General features: G+C 76.3%; 24 protein-coding genes. 10 read left to right on the plus strand and 14 right to left on the minus strand.

What is annotated here, in order from left to right:
- Window positions 1–20: 20 nt before the first annotated feature.
- A complete protein-coding gene (locus tag ZF1_RS12945; RefSeq protein ID WP_253068320.1) occupies window positions 21–1058 on the plus strand; it encodes a LacI family DNA-binding transcriptional regulator in 1038 nt (345 codons plus the stop codon).
- 8 nt (window positions 1059–1066) lie between these two features.
- On the opposite strand, the gene ZF1_RS12950 is transcribed toward ZF1_RS12945, so the two are convergent.
- Window positions 1067–2062: an LLM class flavin-dependent oxidoreductase gene (locus ZF1_RS12950; RefSeq protein ID WP_073575103.1), complete on the minus strand. Its 996-nt coding sequence runs from the start codon at window positions 2060–2062 to the stop codon at window positions 1067–1069.
- A gap of 208 nt (window positions 2063–2270) precedes the next feature.
- The gene (locus ZF1_RS12955; RefSeq protein ID WP_073575102.1) at window positions 2271–2762 is read right to left on the minus strand and encodes a MarR family winged helix-turn-helix transcriptional regulator; all 492 of its coding nucleotides are present in this window, start codon (window positions 2760–2762) and stop codon (window positions 2271–2273) included.
- A 71-nt stretch (window positions 2763–2833) separates the two neighbouring features.
- Here ZF1_RS12955 and ZF1_RS12960 point away from each other — a divergent pair, with 71 nt between their 5' ends.
- Entirely contained in the window at window positions 2834–3277 is a 444-nt protein-coding gene (locus ZF1_RS12960) for a Rid family hydrolase (RefSeq protein WP_073575101.1), read from the plus strand.
- Window positions 3278–3285: 8 nt separating this feature from the next.
- On the opposite strand, the gene ZF1_RS12965 is transcribed toward ZF1_RS12960, so the two are convergent.
- Both ZF1_RS12965 and ZF1_RS12970 read right to left on the minus strand, forming a co-directional pair.
- A complete protein-coding gene (locus ZF1_RS12965; protein WP_073575100.1) occupies window positions 3286–3741 on the minus strand; it encodes a CGNR zinc finger domain-containing protein in 456 nt (151 codons plus the stop codon).
- The gene (locus tag ZF1_RS12970) at window positions 3738–4373 is read right to left on the minus strand and encodes a TetR/AcrR family transcriptional regulator (RefSeq protein WP_304580088.1); all 636 of its coding nucleotides are present in this window, start codon (window positions 4371–4373) and stop codon (window positions 3738–3740) included. The genes ZF1_RS12965 and ZF1_RS12970 overlap by 4 nt, the downstream gene beginning before the upstream one ends.
- A gap of 128 nt (window positions 4374–4501) precedes the next feature.
- On the opposite strand from ZF1_RS12970, the gene ZF1_RS12975 reads away from it, so the two are divergent.
- On the plus strand, window positions 4502–5119 hold the full coding sequence (locus ZF1_RS12975; protein WP_304580087.1) for a hypothetical protein: 618 nt from the start codon (window positions 4502–4504) through the stop codon (window positions 5117–5119).
- Between the two features lie 44 nt (window positions 5120–5163).
- Here the strand turns inward: ZF1_RS12975 and ZF1_RS12980 are convergent, their stop codons facing one another.
- A complete protein-coding gene (locus ZF1_RS12980; RefSeq protein ID WP_357438132.1) occupies window positions 5164–5673 on the minus strand; it encodes an aromatic-ring hydroxylase C-terminal domain-containing protein in 510 nt (169 codons plus the stop codon).
- An 84-nt stretch (window positions 5674–5757) separates the two neighbouring features.
- Here ZF1_RS12980 and ZF1_RS12985 point away from each other — a divergent pair, with 84 nt between their 5' ends.
- Window positions 5758–7677: a S9 family peptidase gene (locus tag ZF1_RS12985; RefSeq protein ID WP_073575097.1), complete on the plus strand. Its 1920-nt coding sequence runs from the start codon at window positions 5758–5760 to the stop codon at window positions 7675–7677.
- Window positions 7678–7768: 91 nt separating this feature from the next.
- On the plus strand, window positions 7769–8125 hold the full coding sequence (locus tag ZF1_RS12990; protein WP_139282757.1) for a VOC family protein: 357 nt from the start codon (window positions 7769–7771) through the stop codon (window positions 8123–8125).
- A gap of 9 nt (window positions 8126–8134) precedes the next feature.
- On the opposite strand, the gene ZF1_RS12995 is transcribed toward ZF1_RS12990, so the two are convergent.
- The 3 genes from ZF1_RS12995 to ZF1_RS13005 all read right to left on the minus strand — a co-directional run bounded on the left by ZF1_RS12995 (window position 8135) and on the right by ZF1_RS13005 (window position 12302).
- Complete coding sequence (locus ZF1_RS12995) at window positions 8135–10180, minus strand: DEAD/DEAH box helicase (protein WP_202416385.1); 2046 nt, start codon at window positions 10178–10180, stop codon at window positions 8135–8137.
- A gap of 395 nt (window positions 10181–10575) precedes the next feature.
- Entirely contained in the window at window positions 10576–11571 is a 996-nt protein-coding gene (locus ZF1_RS13000) for an amidohydrolase family protein (protein ID WP_073575095.1), read from the minus strand.
- A 71-nt stretch (window positions 11572–11642) separates the two neighbouring features.
- Complete coding sequence (locus ZF1_RS13005; RefSeq protein ID WP_482637360.1) at window positions 11643–12302, minus strand: HAD family hydrolase; 660 nt, start codon at window positions 12300–12302, stop codon at window positions 11643–11645.
- Window positions 12303–12422: 120 nt separating this feature from the next.
- Between ZF1_RS13005 and ZF1_RS13010 the strand changes: the two genes are divergently transcribed.
- From ZF1_RS13010 to ZF1_RS13020, 3 genes are all read left to right on the plus strand, one after another.
- On the plus strand, window positions 12423–13421 hold the full coding sequence (locus ZF1_RS13010) for a methylenetetrahydrofolate reductase (protein ID WP_238589967.1): 999 nt from the start codon (window positions 12423–12425) through the stop codon (window positions 13419–13421).
- A 9-nt stretch (window positions 13422–13430) separates the two neighbouring features.
- Window positions 13431–14198 (plus strand): class I SAM-dependent methyltransferase, encoded by a 768-nt coding sequence (locus tag ZF1_RS13015; protein WP_202968153.1) that lies wholly within the window; start codon window positions 13431–13433, stop codon window positions 14196–14198.
- 115 nt (window positions 14199–14313) lie between these two features.
- Complete coding sequence (locus ZF1_RS13020) at window positions 14314–14808, plus strand: bifunctional nuclease family protein (protein ID WP_062394515.1); 495 nt, start codon at window positions 14314–14316, stop codon at window positions 14806–14808.
- 127 nt (window positions 14809–14935) lie between these two features.
- On the opposite strand, the gene ZF1_RS13025 is transcribed toward ZF1_RS13020, so the two are convergent.
- Genes ZF1_RS13025 through ZF1_RS13040 form a run of 4 tightly spaced genes read right to left on the minus strand, consistent with a single transcriptional unit; the run spans window position 14936 to window position 19763 of the window.
- The gene (locus ZF1_RS13025; RefSeq protein WP_482637361.1) at window positions 14936–15778 is read right to left on the minus strand and encodes a glycosyltransferase family 2 protein; all 843 of its coding nucleotides are present in this window, start codon (window positions 15776–15778) and stop codon (window positions 14936–14938) included.
- Window positions 15775–17061: a PIG-L family deacetylase gene (locus ZF1_RS13030; protein WP_482637362.1), complete on the minus strand. Its 1287-nt coding sequence runs from the start codon at window positions 17059–17061 to the stop codon at window positions 15775–15777. Before ZF1_RS13030 ends, ZF1_RS13025 begins: the two co-directional genes overlap by 4 nt.
- Window positions 17061–18116, minus strand: coding sequence for an acyl-CoA dehydrogenase (locus tag ZF1_RS13035; protein WP_308819342.1), 1056 nt, complete (start codon window positions 18114–18116; stop codon window positions 17061–17063). Before ZF1_RS13035 ends, ZF1_RS13030 begins: the two co-directional genes overlap by 1 nt.
- Before the next feature lie 54 nt (window positions 18117–18170).
- Window positions 18171–19763, minus strand: a complete 1593-nt coding sequence (locus ZF1_RS13040) for a phytoene desaturase family protein (protein ID WP_482637363.1) — start codon at window positions 19761–19763, stop codon at window positions 18171–18173.
- A 162-nt stretch (window positions 19764–19925) separates the two neighbouring features.
- Between ZF1_RS13040 and ZF1_RS13045 the strand changes: the two genes are divergently transcribed.
- Window positions 19926–20543: a DUF4383 domain-containing protein gene (locus tag ZF1_RS13045; RefSeq protein ID WP_482637364.1), complete on the plus strand. Its 618-nt coding sequence runs from the start codon at window positions 19926–19928 to the stop codon at window positions 20541–20543.
- Between the two features lie 32 nt (window positions 20544–20575).
- On the opposite strand, the gene ZF1_RS13050 is transcribed toward ZF1_RS13045, so the two are convergent.
- Window positions 20576–20881, minus strand: a complete 306-nt coding sequence (locus ZF1_RS13050; RefSeq protein ID WP_482637365.1) for a hypothetical protein — start codon at window positions 20879–20881, stop codon at window positions 20576–20578.
- Between the two features lie 128 nt (window positions 20882–21009).
- Here ZF1_RS13050 and ZF1_RS13055 point away from each other — a divergent pair, with 128 nt between their 5' ends.
- The gene (locus ZF1_RS13055; protein WP_482637366.1) at window positions 21010–22194 is read left to right on the plus strand and encodes an alcohol dehydrogenase catalytic domain-containing protein; all 1185 of its coding nucleotides are present in this window, start codon (window positions 21010–21012) and stop codon (window positions 22192–22194) included.
- A 63-nt stretch (window positions 22195–22257) separates the two neighbouring features.
- Here ZF1_RS13055 and ZF1_RS13060 read toward each other — a convergent pair whose 3' ends face one another.
- Window positions 22258–22527 carry a hypothetical protein gene (locus ZF1_RS13060; RefSeq protein ID WP_405417374.1) on the minus strand — a complete coding sequence of 90 codons (270 nt, stop codon included), beginning with the start codon at window positions 22525–22527 and terminating at the stop codon, window positions 22258–22260.
- Between the last annotated feature and the right edge of the window lie 106 nt (window positions 22528–22633).

Here is a 22633-nt window from a genome sequence, read left to right on the forward strand (position 1 = left end):
CCGATCGGAGGGGGAGGGGCGTGGGGATCGCGATGGAGCCGGGACCGAGGCCGCAGCGGGCACCGTCGATGTTCGACGTGGCCCGTCGTGCCGGTGTCTCGCACCAGACGGTCTCCCGCGTCCTGAACGCACACCCGAACGTCCGGGAGAGCACCCGGGTGCGGGTCCGGACCGCGATCGAGGAGCTCGGCTACCGGCCGAACCGTGCCGCCCGCACTCTGGTGACCGGCCGCGACCGGGTGCTCGGCGTCGTCGCGCCGCGGTCCACCCTGTTCGGCCCGGTGTCGCTGCTCGCCGCGTTCGAGGAACAGGCGGTCGGCGCCGGGTTCGGCGTGAGCGTCGTGCGGGTGCGCGAGATCGACGGCGGGTCGGTGCGCCAGGCCGTCCAGCGCCACCTCGACGGGCAGGTCGCGGGGATCGTCGTGATCGCGCCGGTGGCGTCGGTGGCCGAGGCGCTCGACACCGTGCCGCGTGACGTCCCGCTCGTCACCGTCGACGGCGATCCCGACCAGCAGCTGCCGATGGCCACGGTCGACCAGGTGGAGGGCGGCCGGATCGCGACCGAGCACCTGCTGGCCGCGGGGCACGCGACCGTCTGGCACGTCGCGGGCCCCACCGACTGGTTCGACGCGGCGGGCCGCGCGGCCGGCTGGGTCGCGGCACTGCACGCGGCCGGGGCCGAGGTGCCCCCGGTGATGGCCGCGGACTGGAGCGCGGACGCCGGGTACCGGGCGGGCGAGCTGATGGCCCGGATGCCCGAGGTGACCGCGGTGTTCGCCGCGAACGACGCGCTGGCCACCGGCCTGCTCCACGCCTTCCACGACCGCGGCCGGAGCATTCCCGGGGACGTCAGCGTCGTCGGGTTCGACGACGTGCCCGTCTCGGCGCACCTCATCCCGCCGCTGACCAGCCTGCGCGCGGACTTCGAGGCCGTCGCCCGCGAGGCGCTCGACCTGCTGCTGAACCACGAGGCCGGACCGGACGTGTCGCAGGCGGTGCACCGGAAGATCGCCCCGGTGCTGGTGTCCCGCGACAGCGTCGGCCCGCCGCCCCGCTGACGTCGTCGTCAGCTCGTGTTCTGGACCTTCGTCGCCAGCAGCTCCCAGCTGCGCCACCAGCTCTCCCGGCGCGGCGCCGGGCCGGTGACGATCAGCTCGTCGGCGTCGGCGTGGGCGGCGAAGTCCTCCAGGTACGCGGTGACGGTATCCGGTGTCCCGACCGCGGTGTAGCGGGTCATCGACCGGATCTGCCCGCCCGAGGCGCTGTCGAGGACGGCGTCGGCCTCGGCGTCGGTGAGCGAGGCCCCGCGACGGCCGGTGAACAGCCGGACCCGGGACCGCTGCACCTCACGCTGGATCTGCTGTGCCTCGTCGTCGGAGTCGGCGGCGATGACGTTCACCCCGGCCAGGACGTGCGGGGCGGACAGCTGCTCCGACGGCCGGAACTCCCGGCGGTAGAGCGCCACGGCCTGCTCCAGGGCGTCCGGCGCGAAGTGCGAGGCGAAGCCGTAGGGCAGTCCCAGCGCGGCTGCGACCTGGGCGCCGTAGAGGGAGGACCCCAGGATCGTCAGCGGGACCCCGGTGCCGCGGCCCGGGTGGGCCTCGACGCCCGGGACCAGGCTGGTGGTCCCGAGGAACGCCTGCAGCTCCTGTACGTCCTGCGGGAAGGTCTCCGACGCGCGCGGGTCCCGCCGCAGCGCCGCGACGGTCGCCTGGTCGGTGCCGGGCGCGCGGCCGAGCCCCAGCTCGATGCGGCCGGGGTGGAGTTCGGCGAGGGTGCCGAACTGCTCGGCGATCTGCAGCGGCGAGTGGTTCGGCAGCATCACGCCGCCGGAGCCGAGCGTGATGCGCTCGGTGTGCGCGGCGACGTGGGCGATGAGCACGCTCGTCGCCGCCGACGCGATCGAGCCCATGTTGTGGTGCTCGGCGTACCAGATCCGGCGGAACCCCCACTCCTCGGCGCGTTGCGCCAGCAGGGTGCTGGCCTCCAGGCCCTGGGCGACGGTCTCACCCCGGGCGACGGTGGCCAGGTCCAGGATCGACAACGGCAGCGGTAGCGGCATGACAGCACCTCACGATCGACATGGTGACCTCTCCGTCAACGAACCGGAGGCGCATCCTCTTCCGCTCCGCGGGATCCGGATCGGAAACGGGGTGAGTACGGGCCGCCGCTACGGTCGCGGCTCGGGGACGAGGGGACGCCGACGCCCGCCACGTGCTGGGCCGCCGGGTCCTCGGCGACGGCTGACCGCGCCGTCCCGTCGCGCCGGCTCAGGACGGCGGGAAGTCCTGCACCCCCAGCGCGACGGCGATCCGGCTCAGCGCCGCCCGGTCCGCCGCGTCGAGCCGGTCGAGGACGAGGGCACGCACCGCGCGCAGATGGGTCGGCGCCGCGGCGTGCACGACGTCGAACCCGGCGTCGGTGAGGGCGGCGAGGGTGTAGCGGCCGTCGTCGGGGTCGGGGGAGCGGTGCATCCAGCCGCGGCCCTCCAGTCGTTTGACCACGTTGGACAGCCGGGACAGCGAGCCGTTCGTCAGGAAGGCGAGCTCGCTCATCCGCAGGCTGCGCCCCGGAGCCTCGGACAGGTGGCTGAGCGTCAGGTACTCGAACAGCGTCAGGCCGTGCGCCTGCTGCAGCGGTGCCTCCAGCCGGCCGGGCAGCAGCATGATCAGCGAGACCAGGCCCGTCCACGCGGCCTTCTCCCCGCTGTCGAGCCACGTCGGCCCGTCACCGCCGGCCTCCGGTGTCGCCCGGTCCGTCATCGCCCGTCGCTCCCGTCCGTGGGTGTCGGAGCGTACTTTACAGGTGAAGCCATGACTTGTAGATTGAATTCATGAATGAAGTCATCGAGCGCGAGACCGCCACCTTCCACGTCACGCCGGGCTACGGTGTGACCGCCCGCGATCTGCTCGGATACAGCCAGGCGGTCCGGATCGGCAACCGGGTGGAGACTTCGGGCCAGGGTGGCTGGGACGACGACCTGGTCGTCGCCGAGGACCTGGAGCAGGAGATCGTGCGGGCGTTCGACAACGTCGGGCGCACGCTCGCCGAGGCGGGCGCGACCTGGGCCGACGTCGTGCACGTGAACTCGTACCACAAGGTCGCGGCCGGGGCCGACGCCATCGGCGACGAGCACAACCGGATCATGGTCCGGGAGTTCCGCAGCCGGCTCGGCGGGCGGGCCCCGGTCTGGACCCAGACCGGCGTCACCGTGCTCGGGCTCGCCGCCATGCGGGTCGAGATCCGGGTGACCGCCCTGGTGGAGGGGCCCGGCTGAGGAGCGCCTCAGCGGGTCCGTTCGTAGTGCCGGCGCGCCTTGGCGCGGTTCCCGCAGACCGCCATCGAGCACCACCGGGCGCGGTTCGCGCGGCTGCGGTCGAGCAGGAACAGCCGGCACGCGTCGTTCGCGCAGGGGCGCAGCCGGCCGGGCAGCTCCTCCTCGACGGCGGCCCAGGCCAGGACGGCCTCGACGGCGAGCCGGGCGTGCGGCGGGGAGACGGTCCGCCAGGTCAGCCGCCCGTCGGTGAACTCCGGCGTCCGGTGCATGCCGTCGAGGAGCGGGGCCAGCGCGACGCCCGGGTCGGCGCCGCCCCGGGCGACCCGGGTCAGGGCGTCCCGCGCGTCGCGCAGGACCGTCAGCTCCTCCGGGCCGCCGTCGCGACGTCGTCGCCGGCCACCTGCGGTGCTTCCTGGAGCGGGTCCCGGCGTGAGGCACGTGCCCGGAGCGGGGCGTGTGATCAGGACCGGCCGTCGCCCCGGGTCCCCCCGCCCGGGTCGCCCAGGACGGCGTCCACGGCCAGGTACAGCGTCTCGGTCTCGGTCCGCAGGATCGGGTCCGCGGCGGGCAGTGCCCGTTCCATGCCGAGTCCGTCGACCACGGTCATGAGGAACCGTGCCCGCGGGGCGTTGTCGCCCGGGGCGAGCGCGCCCTCGTCGACCAGGGTCGTCAGCCAGTACTCGATCCGGCGCCGCACCTCGCGCTCGATGGCGAGGTAGGCCGTCCGGAGCTCCTCGGTCGGCTCGGGTGCGACGAAGGTGTCGATTGCGGTCCGCAGCGCCCGGCGCGCCTGCTCGCCGACCCCTGTGCGGTTCAGCACCTCTCGCAGGCAGGCTGCGAGCCTGTCCCGGGCCGGCACCGCGGTGTCGTGGATGGCGTCGTCGGGGGCGACGAGGTCGTAGACGCGGGTCAGGACCTCGTCCTGCAGCGCCCGCTGGGTCGGGAAGTGGTGGCGCAGCGAGCCGGTGCTGACCCCGGCCCGCGCGGCGACCGCGCGCACGCTCAGCCGGGTCCCCGGGTCCTGGCCGAACAGCTCCATCGCGGCCAGGAGCACCCGGTCCCGGCTGCCGAGCCTCCGACGCTGCGTCTCGTCCACCCCTGGCAGGCTACTAGTACACCGTGTTAGCGTGCCGCCGAACGGACCAATACAGTGTGTTGGTCAGGACGCGGGTTCGGGGGGACCGGATGCTGACCGAGTGGCGACGACACCGCGCCGTCCGACGGGTGAGGCCGGGCGACGGCAGCCCGCTGAAGCATTTCCGCTGGTGGCAGCTGTTCCTGGGGCGCGCCCTGCTGCACCTGGACCTGACCGGCGCCGACGGGCGGCCGGTGCGGTACTCCGTCGACGTGCGCCACCAGGGCAGCGGGGAGACCGGGCAGGTCGTCGCGCAGGTGTATCGCGACGGGCAGCACCACGCGTCGTCGCGGGTACCGGCCGTCGTCCCGGTCGAGGGCGGCGCCATCGAGGTCGCGACGAGCGCGTTCGGGGTGAAGCGCTGCCGGTACGTCACCGCCGCCGGTGCGGTCCGGCAGCTCGTCCCGGACCCGCGCTCGGCGGAGGGCCGCCGGGCCCGCCTGGAGCGCGAGCACCCCTCGCTCAGCCGCGTGCTCGGCGTCGTCTCGGTGGTGGCGCTGGTCGTCGGCGTCGGGCTGAACCTGCTGCAGCTGCTGGAGCCGCTCAGCCGGATCCCGCCGGTCGCGGCGGCGGTCGGAGTGTTCGAGTCGCCGGTCCACCTGCCGATCTGGCTCAACATCGCGCTCGGTGTCGCGGCCGCCCTGGCCAGCACCGAACGCGCGCTGCGGCTGCGCTACCACTGGCTGCTCGACGGCGTCGGCAACTGAGCCGGGCGTGCCCCGGCGGTCCGCCCGCCGGGGCACGCACCCGGTCAGGCGGCCGGCCCCCCGAACCAGCGGCGGTCCGCCCGCCGCAGCGCCGCGGGATCGGGCCGGTCCCCGCCGACCCGGGCCACGGCGCCGTCGGGACGCAGGAGCACGGTGCCGGTGCCGAGGTCGTCGCGCAGCGGGCCGGTGACGCGGCGTATCCGGTCCGCCCAGCCGTGTGCCACGGCGCCCGGCGCGGGGTCGGCCCCCGGGCCGAACAGCACACCCGAGCCGGTGGCCGTGAGCTCGCCGAGCCGGGTGCCGTCGGCGAGGCGGAACCCCGGCGCGACCCGGCCGAGCATCGGATGTGCGTCGCCGAGGTCGAGGCGCAGGCCCGCGCCGGAGGTCCGCAGGTAGACGTAGCCCGCGCCGTCGCGGGGTGGTGAGCAGGTCGCGCACCACCGACGGGAGGGCGCGGCCTGCGGGCCGGGCCGCATGAGCGCCACCTGGGCTCGGCTCGCGCCGGCGTGCCCGGGAGACCACCGCGCCCCGTGCCGGTGGGTGACCCGGGTCACGATCGCTGGAGTGTGCCGCGACGGCCGACGGTGCCATGGGGCCCAAGCACCGGGGACGGTCCCCGGCTCCGTGAGGAGGCACCGATGACCCACGCACCGACGACCCGGACACCCGCCCGCACCCGCATCACCCTCGAGGACTTCTTCGCCGACCCGGAGTTCGCCGGGCCGTCGCTGTCGCCGGACGGGACGCGCATCGCCTACCTGGCCTCGCACCGCGGACGGCGCAACCTCTGGGTCCGGGGCGTCGACGAGACCCACGCCGACGCCGTCCCGGTCACCCACGACACCCGCCGCGGGATCTCCCGCTACCACTGGACCGGCGACCCGCGCTGGATGCTCTACGAGCAGGACACCGACGGCAACGAGGACTGGCACCTGTACCGGGTCGACCTCGACGCCCCCGGGGAGCCCGCCGTCGACCTCACGCCGATGGCGCCGGGCTCGCGGGTGTTCGGGGTCGAGCCCGCGCACGAGCGCCCCGGCACCGTGCTGGTCTGGATGAACCCCGACCCGATGTCGCTCGACATGTTCCGGGTCGACCTCGCGACCGGCGAGACCACCCTGGAGCTGGCCCAGCCCGGGTTGCGCGAGACCTGGCTGACCGACCGCGAGGGGCGCCCGGCGTTCCACTCGGTCATGACCGAGGCCGGCGACTACGAATTCTCCGCGGTCGACCCCGACGGCGGGCGACGGCTGCTGCTCACCGTCGGCGGCCCGGAGCACCCGGTCGGCGTGTACCCGCAGATGGTCACCCCCGACGGCACCGGTCTGCTCCTGGGGCTCCATCAGGACTCCGACGACCTGCGGCTGGTCCGGATCGACCGGGAGACCGGCGAGCAGACCGTGATGTCCGCGGTGGACGGGAGGAGCCTGGACACGCTGGGGATGCTCGGCCCCGGCCTGCCGCAGACGCTGCTCACCGACCGCGCCACCGGCGAGGTCGTCGCCGCCCGGTACGTGGGGGACCGGCCGCACCTGGAGATCCTCGACCCGGAGTTCGCGCCGGTGTTCGAGGCCCTGTCCGCACTGTCCGACGGCGTACTGGAGTCGGTCTCCTCCGACGAGTCCGGGCTGCTCTGGATCGCCGGGTACACCCACGACCGCGAGCCGGGCGTGTACCGGCTCTACGACCATGCCACGGGGGAGAGCCGGGAGCTGTTCCGCGGTCACCCGCACCTCGACCCGGCCGACCTCGCACCGATGGACGCGGTGTCGTTCACCGCCCGCGACGGCCTCCCGCTGCACGGCTTCCTGACCCTGCCCGTCGGCACGACTCGGCAGGACACCGAGCGCCTGCCCCTGGTCCTGGTCGTGCACGGCGGGCCGTGGGCGCACGACGCCTGGGGCTACGACCCCGAGGTCCAGTTCCTGGCGAACCGCGGGTACGCCGTGCTGCAGGTCAACTTCCGGGGCTCCACCGGCTACGGCCGCCGCCACCTCACCGCCGCGATCGGTGAGCTCGCGGGCGCGATGCACGACGACCTGATCGACGCCTGCGACTGGGCCGTCGGGCAGGGCTGGGCCGACCCGGACCGGATCGGCATCTACGGCGGCTCCTACGGCGGGTACGCCGCGCTGGTCGGCGTGACCGCCACCCCGGACCGCTTCGCCGCCGCCGTCGACTACGTCGGCATCTCCGACCTGGCCAACTTCATGCGGACCCTGCCCGACTTCGTCCGGCCGTACCAGGTCAACGCCTGGTACCGCTACGCGGGCGACCCGGACGTGCCGGAGCAGGCGGCCGACCTCGCGGCCCGCTCGCCGATCACGATGGTCGACCGGATCCGCACGCCGCTGCTGGTCGCCCAGGGCGCCAACGACGCCCGGGTCGTGCAGGCCGAGTCGGACAACATCGTGGCCTCGCTGCGCGAGCGCGGGGTGCCGGTGGAGTACCTGCTGGCCACCGACGAGGGGCACGGCTTCGCCAACCCGGAGAACCGGATCCGGCTGTTCCGGGCGATGGAGCGCCACTTCGCCGAGCACCTCGGCGGCTCCGCCTGAGCCCGTCGTTTCGCCGCACCGCCCCGGGGTAGGCCTCCGGGGACAGGGTGTCGAGCGACACGTCGGTGCACGCCGGCGGAACGGAGTGGACGTGGCGAAGCAGGTGGCAGCGGTCTGGGTGCCGGTGACCGACATGAAGCGGGCGACCGCGTTCTACCGGGACGTCCTCGGCCTGGCCGTGACGATGGAGAGCGACGACTGGACCGAGCTCGATGCCGGCGGCCTCACCATCGGGCTCAACGGCCGGGAGACCGCGGAGACCGCCGACCACGGCGGTGCCGTGATCAGCTTCCACCCGGAGACGTCCATCGAGCAGGCCCTCGACGACCTGGAGCAGCGCGGCGGCCACGTCCAGGGCGCCATCAGCGAGCACTCCTGGGGCCGGATCTTCCCGTTCCGCGACACCGAGGGCAACGACCTGCAGTTCTACACGCCGCCGGCGAGCTGACCCGGCCGCTCACGCCGCCAGGTCGGCCTCCAGCGCCTCGGTGAGCAGCGCGACCAGGGCCTCGCGCTGTACGTCGGCCGACGACCCGGACACGTCGTCGGCGCCGTCGAGCGCCGCCGCCGCGAGGCCGGCCTTGGAGTCGATCAGGTCGGCGATCCGGGCGTCGATCGTCTGGGCGGCGAGGATCCGCCACGCGGTCACCGGTTCGGACTGTCCGATCCGGTGGCTGCGGTCGATCGCCTGGGTCTGCTCGGCCGCGGTCCAGGACAGCTCCGCGAGCACGATGTTCGAGGCGACCTGCAGGTTCAGCCCGACCCCCGCCGCGGTCAGCGAGCACACCGCCACCGCGACGCCCGGGTCGTTCACGAACGCGTCGATGTTGCGCTGGCGCACCGACGGCGTCTGGTCGCCGCGGATCGAGGAGTACCGCACGCCCTGCTTGGCGAAGGTCTGCTCGGCGGCGTCCATGACGTCGACGTGCTTGGCGAAGAACACGACCTTGCCCGCGCTGCGCGCGATCTGCACCGCGTAGTCCGCCGCCAGCCCGGCCTTGGCCCGGCCGAGGCGGCGCATCATCGTGAACACGTTGTCCCCGGAGCCCGCCTCCGCGGCGTCCTTCTGCTCCCAGCCCGCGACGTCGCGGACCAGGCCGTGGTCGATGCCCTCGACCGTCGGGCCGGACCGGCGGGCGGCGAGCGCGGCGGTGTAACGGGCGACCATCCGCCGGGCCAGCGCCTTCTCGGCGGCCCGGATGGACCGGCCGGTCGGGCCGTCGATCTCGACGGGCAGGTCGGCGATGCGCCGGGCGGGGATGTCCGCGGCGACGTCGATCTTGCGACGGCGCACGATGCCCATGTCGACGACGCACTGGCGGGCGGCGCGCTCGAACAGCCCGTCGGCCGGGGTCATGCCGGTCGCGGTCAGCGCGTCGAGCAGCTGGGCGCGCGGCTTGGTCGCGTCGATCCAGCCGAGGAACTGCCAGATGGCCAGGAAGTCCTCGACGTCGTTGATCAGCGGGGTGCCGGTCAGCGCCATCAGCAGCGGCCGCGGGATGAACGACCGGATCTTCTCGGCGATCTCCAGGACGTGCTTGGACCGCTGCGAGGTGCGGTTCTTGATGAAGTGCGCCTCGTCGACGACCATCCCGCGGAACCCGAAGTCGCCCAGCCAGCCGATGTGCCGGTCGAGCACCTCGTAGTTGACGACGACGATGTCGGCGAAGCCGTCGACGGAGTCGCCGTTGCCCTGGATCGCGGTCGCGGCCCGGCGCGGCGCCCACAGCGCGGCCTCGCGCACCCAGTTGGTCTTCACCACGTTCGGCACGACGACCAGCAGCGGATAGGCGTTCGCGGCCTCCGCCGCGCGCAGTGCCTGCGCGGTCTTGCCCAGGCCGGGCTCGTCGGCGAGCAGGAAGGTGCGGTGCCCGTTCTCCGCGGCGGCGACGAGCTCCGCCTGGTGCGGCATCAGCTCCCGCCCGCCGGGGACGGGACTGGTCGAGGGTTCGGGCAGCTCCATGCAGGCCGGCGCACCCGCCCCGGCGCGCTCGAAGGAGCGCAGCAGCGGGCCGAGCAGCTCCCAGCCGGTCAGCGGCGTCGGGCGCGGGCCGCTCGGCGGCGCGGCGGAGAAGTCGGGGGCGAGGAACGGGTTGGCCATCTGCCGGGCCACCACGGACTGCGGCACGACCTGCGGCTTCGCCGGGACGAGCGGGACCTCGACGGGCTCCGGTTCCGGCTCGGGCTCGTCGACCTCGATCCCGGCCGACCGCAGCATCTCCCGCTTGAGCGCGCGTGCCGAGTCGGAGACGACGGCGTCGTCGGCGAGCAGCGCCAGCAGGCCCGCGTCGCGGACCGCGTCCATCGCCAGTGCCTTCGCGATCTCGTCGAGACGCTGCAGGGTCTCGGCCCGCTTCGCGTCGTCGTGGCGGTCGCGGACGCGGGCCCGTTCGTCGCGCAGCAGCAGCGCCACCGTCTGGAACTTGGTGCGGGTGGCCGGGGTGACCCGGCCGGTCCGCAGGGCGGTCCGCACCTCGCGTGCGGCCCCGGTCAGCACCGACATCACGTCGTTGCCGCGCGTGCGGCGACGTCGCTGGGGGGTGCTCTGGCGAGCCCCGGTCCGGGGCCTGCCTCCTCGCGCCACGTACTGCTCCTGTCGACGTCCTGCGGCGCCGGTCCGTGGCCGCGTCCCGTGGGGGCCGCGGCCGGACGTGCTCGACATGACGAAGGGCCGGATGGCCCCTCCGCACCACGAACCGGCCGGTGGGGGATCGCAGTCACGGAGGTCGGCGGTCCGGCTGCGGGAAGCGCCACAGGCCGTCGACGGTGTCCGGGACCCGCCGTACGACCCGGCCGTGGAACACCCGGGACGGTCGGCAGATCTGATCCGGGTCCCACCCTACCCCGCGCGGGCCCGTACGGCGCGTGACACACCGGTGGCGGACGACACCACCGCCGCTACCGGTCCGGGCCGACCGGTCCCTCGATGCGGAACAGCCGTCGCGCGTTGCCCTCGGTGAACAGGTCGCGGTCAGCGGCGGCGAACCCGTCGAGGAACCCCGCGACCTCCGCCCGTGACGGGTGCTGGAAGGGGTGGTCGGTGGAGAACAGCAGCCGGTCGGGCGTCGTCACCGCCAGCGCGTGCCGCAGGTGCGCGGGGTCGAGCATCCCCGAGCAGGTGAGCACGATGTTCTCGCGCACGTACTCGGGTACCGAGCGCTCCAGCCCGGCGACCCGGGCGACGCCGTTCGCGCGGTCGGCCCAGTAGGGCAGCAGCTCGCCCCAGTGTCCGAGTACGACGGTCAGGCCGGGGTACCGGTCGAAGGTGCCGCGGGCGATCAGGCGCAGCACCGCGACGGCGGCCTCCACGTGCCAGCCCCACCCGAACGTCGCGAGCGCCAGGTCGGTGGTGTCGCCGAACCCGGAGTAGGACGCGTCGCGCACGGCGGGCGGCGGGACCTGCGGGTGCACGAACACCGGCAGCGCGCGTGCCGCGGCGACGGCGAACAGGTCGTCGAGGCGGGGGTCGTCGAGCAGGATGTCGCCGCTGCGGCCGTAGACCATCGCCCCGACCAGGCCCCGGTCGGCGGCGCGTTCCAGCTCGGCCGCGACCGCCGACGGGTGCGCGGTGGGCAGGGTCGCCATCGCACGCAGGCGCCGCGGGTGGTCGGCGACGGCCGCGGCGGCGGTGTCGTTGAGCTCGCGGGACAGCGCGACCGCGTCCGCCGGGTCCAGCGGTCCGGTCGACGGCGGGGCGACCGAGAGCACCTGCAGGTCGACGCCCTGGGCGTCCATCGCGGCGAGCCGGCCCGCGCCGAGGTCGTGCAGCTGCGCGAGGTGGTCGCCGATGTCGTTGAGGGCCGTGCTCGGGTCCCGACGGTGCGCCGGCAGGGCGGCCAGCGCCGCGTCCAGCGCGGGGGAGGTCCAGTGCTCCTCGACGGCGATGATCGACATGCGATGCTCCCGTCCTGCCCGTCGCGGGACGCGACCACGGCCCGCACCGATGCTGCCGGCCCGGTCCCGGGTCAGCCGCGCAGGATCCGCGGGATCGCCTGCCGCACCGCGGCGAGGTCGGTGAGGACCTCGACGGCGCCTGCCGCGGTCAGCTCGTCGACACCCGCTCCGCCGGTGCGCACCGCGTAGGCGGGGTGCCCGGCGGCAGCGGCGGCGCGCACGTCCCACTCGGAGTCGCCCAGGACGAACGCGGTCGACCCGGCGACCCGGCGCACCGCCGCCCTGACCAGATCCGGGTCGGGCTTGGTGCGGCGCGCGTCGGGCCGGGTGAGGCAGGCGTCGGCGAGGGTGCGTCCGTCGAACAGGTCCAGGTAGGCCTCGACGTGCTCGGGATCGCCCGAGCTGGCCAGCACCACCTTCATCCCGAAGCCGTCGCGCAGGTCGGTGAGCAGCTCCGCGGCCTCCGGCAACGCGACGACCTCGCCGAGCAGCGGGTCGAACTCCTCCTTCCACGCGGCGCGGGCGTCGTCGCCGTGGGTGTCCTCGAACTCCTGACCGGCGACGGCGGGGACCAGCTGGTCCCCGCCCATCCCGACCGCACGGTGCAGCCGCCACAGCGGCACCGTGACGTCGAACCGGCGCAGGGCGCGGGACCAGGCGATGGTGTGGTGGTAGTTGGTGTCGACGAGCGTGCCGTCGACGTCGATCACCGCGGTGTCGGGGGTCGTCATCCGCGCGGTGTACCCGCACACCGCCGGTCCAGTCGGGGCCGCCCGATGATCTGCGACCCACGGGCGGGCCGGGGCAGGGCCGGCCTGCCGGGGCCCGGCGCCGCACCTAGGGTCGGGCCGGTGCACGCCTGCCCCAAGCGGATGCAGTTCGGCCCGTGCGGCGGGGTCCGTCCCGACCACGGCTGCGAGCTCGGCACCGGCCCGTGCCCGTTCGCCGCGGCGCCGCTGGTGCCCTGGACCGGCCCGGCCGGCCGGTCGGTGCGGCCCTCGGCCTTCGACGGCGGCGGCCCGGTGGTGCTGACCGACCTGACGAGCCCGCCCTACGACCCGGTCGCGCTGCGCCGGATCGTCGCGACCACCGCTGCCGGTTGCGACGCGGTGCTGGTCGGTCAGCACCACGACGCCCCCGACTTCCCGCCGACCATGCTGGCGGCACTCGTGCGGGAGGCCGGTGCCCGCCCGTGGGTGACGCTCACCTGCCGGGACCGCAACCGGGTCGTGCTGGAACAGGACGTGGCCGGGCTCGCGGCCGCCGGGGCGGACGCCGTGTTCTGTGTGACCGGGGACGCCCGCGGGCCCGGGGTGCGCCCCGACGTCACGCAGGTGTTCGACCTCGACGGCACCCGGCTCGCGGCGCTGGCCGCGGCCGCCGGGATGGCCGCCGTCGTGCCCGAGGCGCCGGACGCGGCACCGGTGGCGCTGCGTCCGGCGCGGCTCGCCGAGAAGCAGCGCGCCGGAGCCGGCGCCGCGGTGCTCAACCACGCGGCGTCCCCGGCACGGGTCGCGCGGTTCACGGCCGCCGCGCGAGCACACGGGGCGAGCCTGCCCGTCGTCGCCGGGGTGGCGGTGTTCACCGACGAGCCGGGCGCCCGCACCCTGGCGGCGTTCCCCGGGCTCGGCCTCGACGCCGCCGCGGTGGAGGCGGTGCTGCGGGCCCCGGACCCGGTGGAGGCGGGCATCGCCGCCGCGACCGCCGAGGCGCTGCAGCTGCTCGCCGTCGACGGGGTGGACGGGGTCAACCTGTCCGGGCGTGGCACCTCGGCCGGCGACGACGCCGCCGCCGAGATCAAGGCCGAGATCGGCAGGCGGATCCGGCGTGAGGTGGCGTCGGCCGGGTAGGCGCCGCCCATGGCCGACCTCGTCCCGCAGCGGATGGCACTGGAGTTCGACACCGTCGCCGGGTGGACCCGCGGTGCGGTCGCGGAGCTGGGCCCCGACCACGCCCTGCCCGCCGCCTGCCGGGGCAGTGCCAGTCCGGCCGGGCTCGACTGGTTGGTCGAGGCCTGCGGGCTGGGACCGGGCACGCGGCTCGCCGACGTCGGGGGCGGCACCGGCGGTCCCGCGGCCTGGGCCCGGCGACGGGTCGGGGCCGACCCCGTCGTGGTCGATCCGATGCCGGGCGCCTGCCGGACCGCGGCCGCGTTGTTCGGGCTGCCCACGCTGGTCGGGGCCGGGGACGCCGTGCCGCTGGGTGACGGCTCGTTCCCGGTCTGCTGGTGCCTCGGCGTGCTCTGCACGGTCGAGGACAAGGCCGCGGTGCTGGCCGAGCTGCACCGGGTGCTGTGCCCGGGTGGGTCGCTGGGGTTGCTGGTGTTCGTCGCCGACACCGAACGGCCGGCCGGGTCCCCGGAGGGGAACCGGTTCCCGTCGGCGCGGGGGCTGCGCAGGCTGCTGCACGACACAGGGTTCGCGATCACCGACGAGGCGTCCCTCACCGCGTTCCCGCCCTCGCCCCGGGACTGGCAGGACTGCACGGCCCGGGTGGAGGCGGTCCTGGACCGTGACCACGGGGACGACCCCCGCCACGCCGCGGCCCGCGAGCAGTCCGACCGGATCGGGCGCCTCATCGGCGACGGCGTCGTGGCCGGCCTGCTGGTGCACGCCCTGTCCCGCTGACCCCGTTGCGCCGACCGTGTCGCCGCGACCCCGCCCGTCGGCCCCGGCGTGCCCGGTGTGGGGCCGCCCACAGCGGGTACACCGCTCGACGACGCCGAGGACGGGAAGCGGTCGAATGGCACAGGTGCGGGTGAAGGGGGTCGGCGTCGACGCCGGCTCGCGCGACCGGGTCGTGCTGCTGCAGGAGTCCGCGGGGGCGGGCCGGATCGTCGTGGTCGCGGTGGGCGAGCCCGAGGCGCTGGCCACGGCCGCCGCCCTGGACGGTGTCCGCGGCACCCGCCCCGACACGTACGGCCTGATCGGCGCGGTGCTCGAGGCCGCGGGCCGTCGCCTGGTCCGGGTCCGCGTGCACACGCTGCGCGACAACGTGTTCCATGCCGAGCTCGACCTCGACGACGGCACCCGCGTCGACTCCCGGACCAGCGACGCGGTCGTCCTCGCGCTGCTGCTCGGCGCCGACATCGAGGTGGCCGACGCGGTGCTGACCGTGGCCGGGGTGGACCCGGCCTCGGTCACGGTGCAGGGCGACGACGGCCGGGCCGAGGAGCTGGAGAGTTTCCGCCGCTTCCTCGACTCGGCGGTACCCGACGACTTCGAGGAGCGGGACTGAGCCCCCCCGGGGGCACCGCAGACACGCACCCGCGGCGGGTCCCGGGTGCAGGCACCGGGAGCGTCACCGGGTCCGCCCCGGCCGCGAGCACGCGGGCCGCGGCCCCGCCGGCCGACGCCCGCGGTGCTCATGCGACCGGCCGACCCGCCCCGTCCGCACCGACGTCCGGTCCGGTCCGGGGGAGGCCCGCCGCACCGGTGTCGCGCAGCAGGTCGGCGAGCCCGCCCCGGGCACGGCCGCGGGTACGGGCGCTGGTCCGCACCGTCGCGGGCGCGCCGGCGACGACCCGGTAGCCGCCGGCCCGCAGCCGGGCGACGAGCCCGTGGTCCTCGCCGCAGGCCAGCGGCGGGAACCCGCCCACCGCGGCCCACGCGTCGCCGCGCACGCCCAGGTTCGCGCCGTACACCGGGTAGTCGGGCGGCGCGGGCTCCCCGGGCGGGCGCGGCAGCCCGGGCACGTCGAGCACCACCCCACCGGCGACGGCGTCGGCGCCGGCCGCGGCCAACGCCAGGTGTGCGGCGACCCAGCCGGGGGCCACGGTGCCGTCGGCGTCGGTGCCGAGCAGCCAGGTCGTCGCCGGGGCGGCGCCGTCGGCGGCGAGCACTGCGGCCAGGGTGACGGCGGCGAGCTCGCGGACCGCGCCGATCGTGAGCGGCCCGGCCACCTCGTGCGGCCGCGGCGCGGACCGGCAGCCGGGCAGCGGGGCCACCCCGGCTGTGGGTTCGAGCACCGTCACCCGCACCCGGTCCGCGGCCGGGTGCGTCGCGGCGGCGGTCCGGGCGAGCGCGGCGGTGGCGTCGGAGCAGCGGTCGGCGACCACGCACAGCGCCCGCGCGGTGAGCCCGGGCGTGTGGTCGAGGGCGGTCAGCACGGACCGGACGCAGGCGGTGATGGTGCCCGCCTCGTCGTGGGCGGGGACGAGCACGCCCGCGGCGGACGGTGCGGTCCCCGACCGCGTGGCCCGGCTCACCGGCGCCGGACCACGTGCAGGAGGAACTGCTCGTCGGTGTGCTCGATGAGGGTGTCGAAGCGGTCGTCGGCCACCACCCGCGCGTGCACGGTGGCGGCGTCGGCGGGCGCCTCGGCGGGCCACTGTCGCCAGTGCACCAGTACCAGGTCGCCGCCCGGCACCAGCGCGTCCGCGATGCGGTCGAGCACGGCGCCCACCCGCGCGGCGGGCAGGTAGTAGAGGAACTCGGCGAGGACGACGAGGTCGACTCCGCCGGGGACGGCCCGGTCGTCGTCGACGTCGGCCGCCACGACCTCGACGCCCGTGATCCCGCCGAGGGCGTCGGTGGTGGCGGCGACGGCCTCGTCGACCACGTCGGAGGCCACCACCCGGTCGCAGCGCGCCGCCAGGCCACGGGTCAGCTCGCCGAGCCCGCAGGCCGGTTCGGCGGCCAGCGCGTAGCGCTCCCGTGGCAGGCAGGCCAGCAGCACGTCGCGCTTGCGCCGCTCGTAGAACGACGTGCGCACGGCCCAGGGGTCGGCGCCGTCGCGGTAGAGCCCGGCGAACAGCTCCGGCGGCGCCCCCGCGGGCGGCGGCTCCCGGAAGTAGACCTCGTGACCGCCGTGGAAGTGGGCGAGCGTCGCCGCGGACAGCACCGCGCGGGCCCCGCCGGGCGGCACCGCGGACTGCGACGCGTGCGCGGCGATCGCGCGGCGCTTGGCGTCCCGGTCGTCGGCGGACAGGGCCAGCCGGTGGGCGCGGTCCCACGGCACGCCGGGATCGGTCGGCGCGATCCGGGTGCGGGCCCAGATCGGGAACCCGAAACCGTGCGCGGTCACCGGGGCCGCCGCCGGGCAGGCCCGGCCGACCGCGGCGTGGTCGGGGTGCGGGTCGCCCCGCCACGGACTCGCCCACGCGTCGGCGCCGGCGAGCAGCCCGGCCAGGGGACCGACGAGCTGGTCCTCGCGCAGCGCCGAGTCGGGCAGCCCGAGCCGGTGCACCGTCGCGGGCACGCCCAGCTCGGCCAGCGCCGCGTCGAGCTCGGCGCGGCGGGTGCGGGCCAGCCCGGCCCGGTCGATCGACCCGACCTCGGGCAGGGCGGCCTCCCCGTCGCTGGCCAGGACGATCTCGACGGTGCCGCCCGCGGCGACGACCCCGCGCATGAGCCCGGCCGCGCCGAGGGTCTCGTCGTCGGGGTGGGCGCACACCACGACCAGGCGGCCGAACGACGACGGGTCGAGACCGCGCCGGGCCAGGGTCGCGGCCGCGTCCTCCCAGACGTCCGGGGTCTGCACGGGCTCCATCAGGTCGCCGGGGTGACCAGGGCGCGCCCGAGCGCGGCGAGGTCGCGTCCGCCGTGGTGCTGGCGCAGGTAGATCTGCAGGTCCGCGAGGCGTGCGGTGAGCAGCGGCGACCCGGCCAGCACGGCGACCCCGGCGATCTCCGGGGCGGTGTCGAGGACACTCCGGCACGCCCGCTCGACGGCGGCCCGCACGGTGGCCACCGCGTCGTGGTGGGCGGTGGCGGGGTCGGCGTCGATGCGGGCGGCGGTGACGGCGAGCAGGGCGTCCGCGGCGGCGACGGCGGCGTGCACCGTCCCGAGCGCGGCCAGCCGGTGCGGGTCCGGCTCGGTGGTGCGCAGCGGCTCCGCCACGTGGTCGACGATCGCGGCGGCCGCGCCCAGCCACACCGCGGCGACCCCGGCGCCGCCGTGGGCGAACCCGGGGCGGGCGGTGTAGGCGTCCGGCCCGCCGACCACCGCCTCGGCCGGCACGGGCACGTCGTGCAGGACGACGTCGTGGGTGTCGCTGGCGGCCATCCCGGCGGCCCGCCATGCCGTCACCCGTTCCACCTGTGGGGCGCGCAGGTCCAGGTCCACGAGCCGGGTGCCGTCCCCGGCACCGGCGACGACGAGTGCCCGGTCGAGCAGGTGGGTGCCCGAGCAGAACCGCACGGTGCCCGACAGACGGAGCTCGTCGTGGCCGCCGTCGAGCCGGGCCCCGCCGCCGGACCGCGACGCCCAGACCCCGTAGCCGGCGCCCGGGGCGGGGGAGCGGTGGTGGTCTGCGAGGATCGCGACGGCGTCGGCGTGCCCCTCGGCCAGCCGCGCGACCGGCAGGTCGCGTCGTGCGATCCGGGCCAGCCGCGCCCACCGGGTCGCGGTCGCCCCGGAACCGGGCAGCGGGAGGTCGAGCCCACCGGCGGCGACGGCGGCGGCGAGCGTGGCCCCGGCCCCGCCGGGGAACGGCTCGGCGGGGCCTGCGGGTGCGGGCACCGGGTCCAGGACGCCGGTGGCGGGCCCGGATCGGCCACCCCGGTGGTCGGCGCCGGGGACGTCGGGTCGGTGGTCGAGGCTCACGGGCTGCCGTATGTCCGGTCCCGGCGGGTCCAAACCCGACCGCGGGGCCGGGGCTCAGCCGTACAGCCGCCGGTGGGCGAACCGCACCGCGCCGCGGTAGAGCACCCCGGTCGCCCCGGACGCGGCCAGCGCGGCCCGCGCCGCGTTGGCGCCGGGCCCGCCGTGCACCGCGCCGCCCGGGTGCGCCGACGCCCCGGCGAGGAACAGCCCCGGCACCGGGGTGTCGGCGCGGCCCAGGCCCGGCACCGGGCGGAACACCAGCTGCTGGTGCACCGCGGAGGTGCCCGCGGTGATCGCCCCGTCGACGAGGTTGCCGTCGCGGCCCTGCAGGTCCGCGGGCCCGGCGACGGCGCGGGCCCGCACCCGCGACCCGAACCCGGGCGCGTGGTCCTCGACGACCTGCTGCATCCGGTCGGCCCAGCGCAGCACCTGGTCGCGGCCCCAGCCCAGGCCGCGCGGCACATGGGTGTAGGCCCAGGCGGACTCGGTGCCGGGCGGGGAGCGGGTCGGGTCGGCCGTGGTCATCTGTCCGAACAGCAGGAACGGGTCGCGGGGCAGCCGGCCGGCGGTCAGGTCGGCGGCGTAGCGGCGCAGGCCGTCGAGGTCGGCGCCGAGGTGCACGGTGCCCGCCGACCGGGCACCCGGCGCGGTCCAGGGCACCGGCCCGCCGAGCGCCCAGTCCACCTTGACCGTGGAGAAGTCCCAGTCGAACCGGGCGAGGTCGGCGACGAAGCGGGCCGGCAGGTGCTCCTCCCCGACCAGGTCGCGGTAGAGGCGGGGCGCGTCGACGTCGGCGAGCACCGCCCGGCGGGCGAGGACCCGCCGGCCGTCCGCGTCCACGACGCCGCAGGCCCGGCCGGACGGTCCGACCAGGACGGTCCGGATCGGCCGTCCGCAGTCGATCCGCCCGCCGCGGGCCGTCAGCCGGGCGACGAGCGCACCGGTCAGGGCCCCGGCCCCGCCCGCGGGGACCGGGAAGCCGACACGCTGGCCGAGCATCGCCAGCAGCCAGCCGTAGGCGGCGCCCGCCGCGGAGTCCGGCCCGAGGTCGGTGTGCAGGGCGTTGCCCGCCAGCAGCAGCGGGGCGGCCCGGCCCCCGAAGTGCTCCTGGGCCATCCGCGCCACCGGCTGCACCAGCATCCGGGCCAGCCGCAGGGCGTCGCCGGTGCCGAGCGTGCGCAGGAGCCGGGAGGCCGGTCGGATCGGTGGGAACGGGCGCAGCGCGGCGGCGACGACGTCGTCGCCGATCCGGTCCCATTGCGCGACCAGTGCGCGCCAGGCGTCGCCGTCGCCGGGGTGGTCGTCGTCGAGCGCGGCGGCGGTGTCGTCGAGGCGGCGGTGCAGCACCGCACACCGGCCGTCGGGGGTGGGGTGGGCGAGGACGGTGGGGGCGTGGCTCCACTGCAGCCCGTGCGCGCCGAGGTCGAGCTCGCGCAGCACCGGTGAGGCGGCGCCGAGCGGGTGGAACGCGCTGGCCAGGTCGCTGACGAAGCCCGGCGCGGTGATCTCCGCCGAGCGCACGGCGCCGCCCGGCGCCTCGGCGGCCTCGCAGACCAGGACGTCCCAGCCGGCGTCGGCGAGCAGGTTCGCCGCGACGAGGCCGTTGTGCCCGGCCCCGACCACGACGGCGTCGACCCGTTCGGTCACCCGGTTCCCCCTCCCGTGCCGGCGGCCCGCGCGGGGCGCCGCGCACCGCGCTACCCGGGTCCGCGGAGGTCGTGCCCGTCACGATCGGCATCCGCTGCCGGTGGGCGGGTAGCCGCGCCGTCACGCCGGACCGACCGGTGCCGCACCACCCGGAGGACGAGTATGCCCACCCAGTCCCAGCACCACTCCCACGGCCACGCGGTGTTCCCCTGGCCGCAGCTGCTGGTGGTCGTCGCGGCGTTCCTGCTCCTGCTCTACGGGCTCCTCGGGTTCCGCTACAGCGGCCCTCCCGGGCTGCCCGCGGCGAGCGGGGAGCTGCTGGGCATCGGGGTGGACCCGCTGCGCGACCTGGCGCACCTCGTCCTCGGCGTGGCCGGGCTGCCGTGCGTCACGCGGCTGTCCTGGGCACGGGGCTTCGGGGTGGTGCTCATGGTCCTGGGCACCGCCGAGGTCCTGCTCGGGCTCCTGACCGGAGTGCTCCGGCTGGTCCCGGCCGGGCCGTTCGCCACCAACACCGGTTCGGTGCTGGTGGGGGTCCTGCTGCTGGTGCTGGGCGCGGTCGCGGTGTTCGGACGCGCGTTCGGCGACGCCCCGTACGCGGGTCTCCAGCGCACGGTGGAGGCGGCGGGCCGCCGGGTGACGGGGTTGCGCGACCGAAGCGTGCACGCGGGCACCGACGACGTGGGAACCGAGGACAGGGACCCGGCGGCGTGGATCGACGAGCCGGCCGGTGACGGCGACCGGACCGGCGGGCACGACGCCGCCCGCGGGCCGCGGTGAGGCGGGCGGGGCGGGCGCGCGCCACCACGGCCTCAGGCGTCGAAGGGGAGCGTGCACCGCACGACGGCGTCGTACTCGACCAGGCGCTCCAGCGCGGCCCGCGTGGTCTCCGGGGCGGCCCGGTCGCGGTGGGCGACGACGAACCGCTGACCACGGGTTCCCGGCGCACCCCGGTCCGCGGCGGAGAAACGGAGGAACGCCTCGGCGACCTCGCGGTAGCGGCGCCGCGTCGCCTCGTCGCCGACCTGTGTCGCGAGCCAGGCGACGTACGGCTCGAGGCGGTCCGTGACGCCGTCGGCCGGACCGGCCGGGTCCTCGGTGACGGGCTGGGGCTCCATGGCGGTCCTCCGCTGGTGGGGGTGTGACCGCCGACGCCTACCCGCCGGCCGGACGCCCATGCCGGTTTCGCCGGGTGGCGGCCGGGTAGCCGGACGCCCGCACCACCGGCGACACCGAGGAGGACCCCATGCGTGCCCTGACCTGGCACGGCCGCCGCGACGTCCGGGTGGACACCGTCCCCGACCCGGTCGTCGAGCGGCCTGACGACGTGGTCGTGCAGATCACCAGCTCCGGCCTGTGCGGCTCCGACCTGCACCTCTACGAGGTGCTCACCCCGTTCCTGTCGCCCGGCGACGTCCTCGGCCACGAGCCGATGGGCGTCGTGGCCGAGGTGGGGCCCGCGGTCACCGAACTGTCGGTCGGTGACCGCGTCGTCATCCCGTTCAACGTCAGCTGCGGGCACTGCTGGATGTGCGAGCGCGGCCTGCAGTCCCAGTGCGAGACCACCCAGAACCACGAGCAGGGCACCGGCGCGTCCCTGTTCGGCTACACCGCGCTCTACGGGCAGGTGCCCGGCGGGCAGGCCGAGTACCTGCGGGTGCCGTTCGGCAACTCGCTGCCGATCCGGGTGCCCCAGGGACCGCCGGACGACCGGTTCCTGTTCCTGTCCGACGTGCTGCCGACGGCGTACCAGGCCGTGCAGTACGCCGCGACCCCCGCCGACGGGACACTGGTGGTGCTGGGGCTCGGACCGATCGGGGACATGTGCACCCGGATCGCGGCGCACCTGGGCGTGCGGCAGGTGGTCGGCGTCGACCTCGTGCCCGAGCGGCTGGCCCGGGTCGAGGCGCGTGGGATCCCGGCGCTGGACCTGAGCCACGGCGACGACGAGGTGCTCGGCGCGATCCGGTCGATGACCGGTGGCCGCGGCGCCGACGCCGTCATCGACGCGGTCGGCATGGAGGCCCACGGGGCCCCGGTCGCGGCCGCCGCCCAGAAGGTGGTGGCCGCGATGCCCTCCGGGCCGGGCCGCACGGTCATGGAGACGGCGGGCAGCGACCGCACCGCGGCGCTGGAGCTGGCGATCGGCGCGGTGCGCCGGGGCGGCACGATCTCCCTGTCGGGGGTCTACGGCGGCAGCGCCACCCCGCTGCCGATGCTCACCCTGTTCGACAAGCAGGTGCAGATGCGGATGGGGCAGGCCAACGTGTGGCGCTGGGTCCCGGACCTGCTGCCGCTGCTCGGCGACGACGACCCGCTCGGCGTCGATCACTTCGCGACCCACCGGGTCCCGCTGGAGGAGGCCGCGCAGGCGTACTCGATGTTCCAGGACAAGACCGACGGCGCGGTGAAGGTGCTCTTCACCCCCTGAGCCCGGCACCGCCCCCGACGTCCGGTCCCCCCGGGGCTCGCTCCGCGCCCCGGGGGGACCCGGTCAGCGGGTCTCGTCCTCGCGGTGGTCCTCGGCGAGCGCCTCCGCGCGGGCCTCGGCTCCGGTCCGGCCCGCGTAACCCTCGTCGCGGCCGGCGACGCGGCCCACGAACTCGCCCGACGCGCCGGTGCCGGTGGTGGACGCCGCGTCGCCGTCCTCCCGGGGCAGGCCGCCGGTCTCGCGGGAGTTGGCCAGGTTCGGGTCGGGCTCGACGTCCTCGGCCGGGCCGCGTCCGCGCAGCCGGTCCACCAGTCGTCCCAGGAAGGAGGTCATACCAGGGGGGTACCTCCGCGGGCCGCGTCCACACCCGGTGCCCGATGTCGTCGTACGGGCGGGCGCGCCGGTGCTCCCGCCGGGCGCCGAGAGGGCCTGCGGGGCC

The organism is Pseudonocardia sp. ZF1 (genome assembly GCF_056835605.1).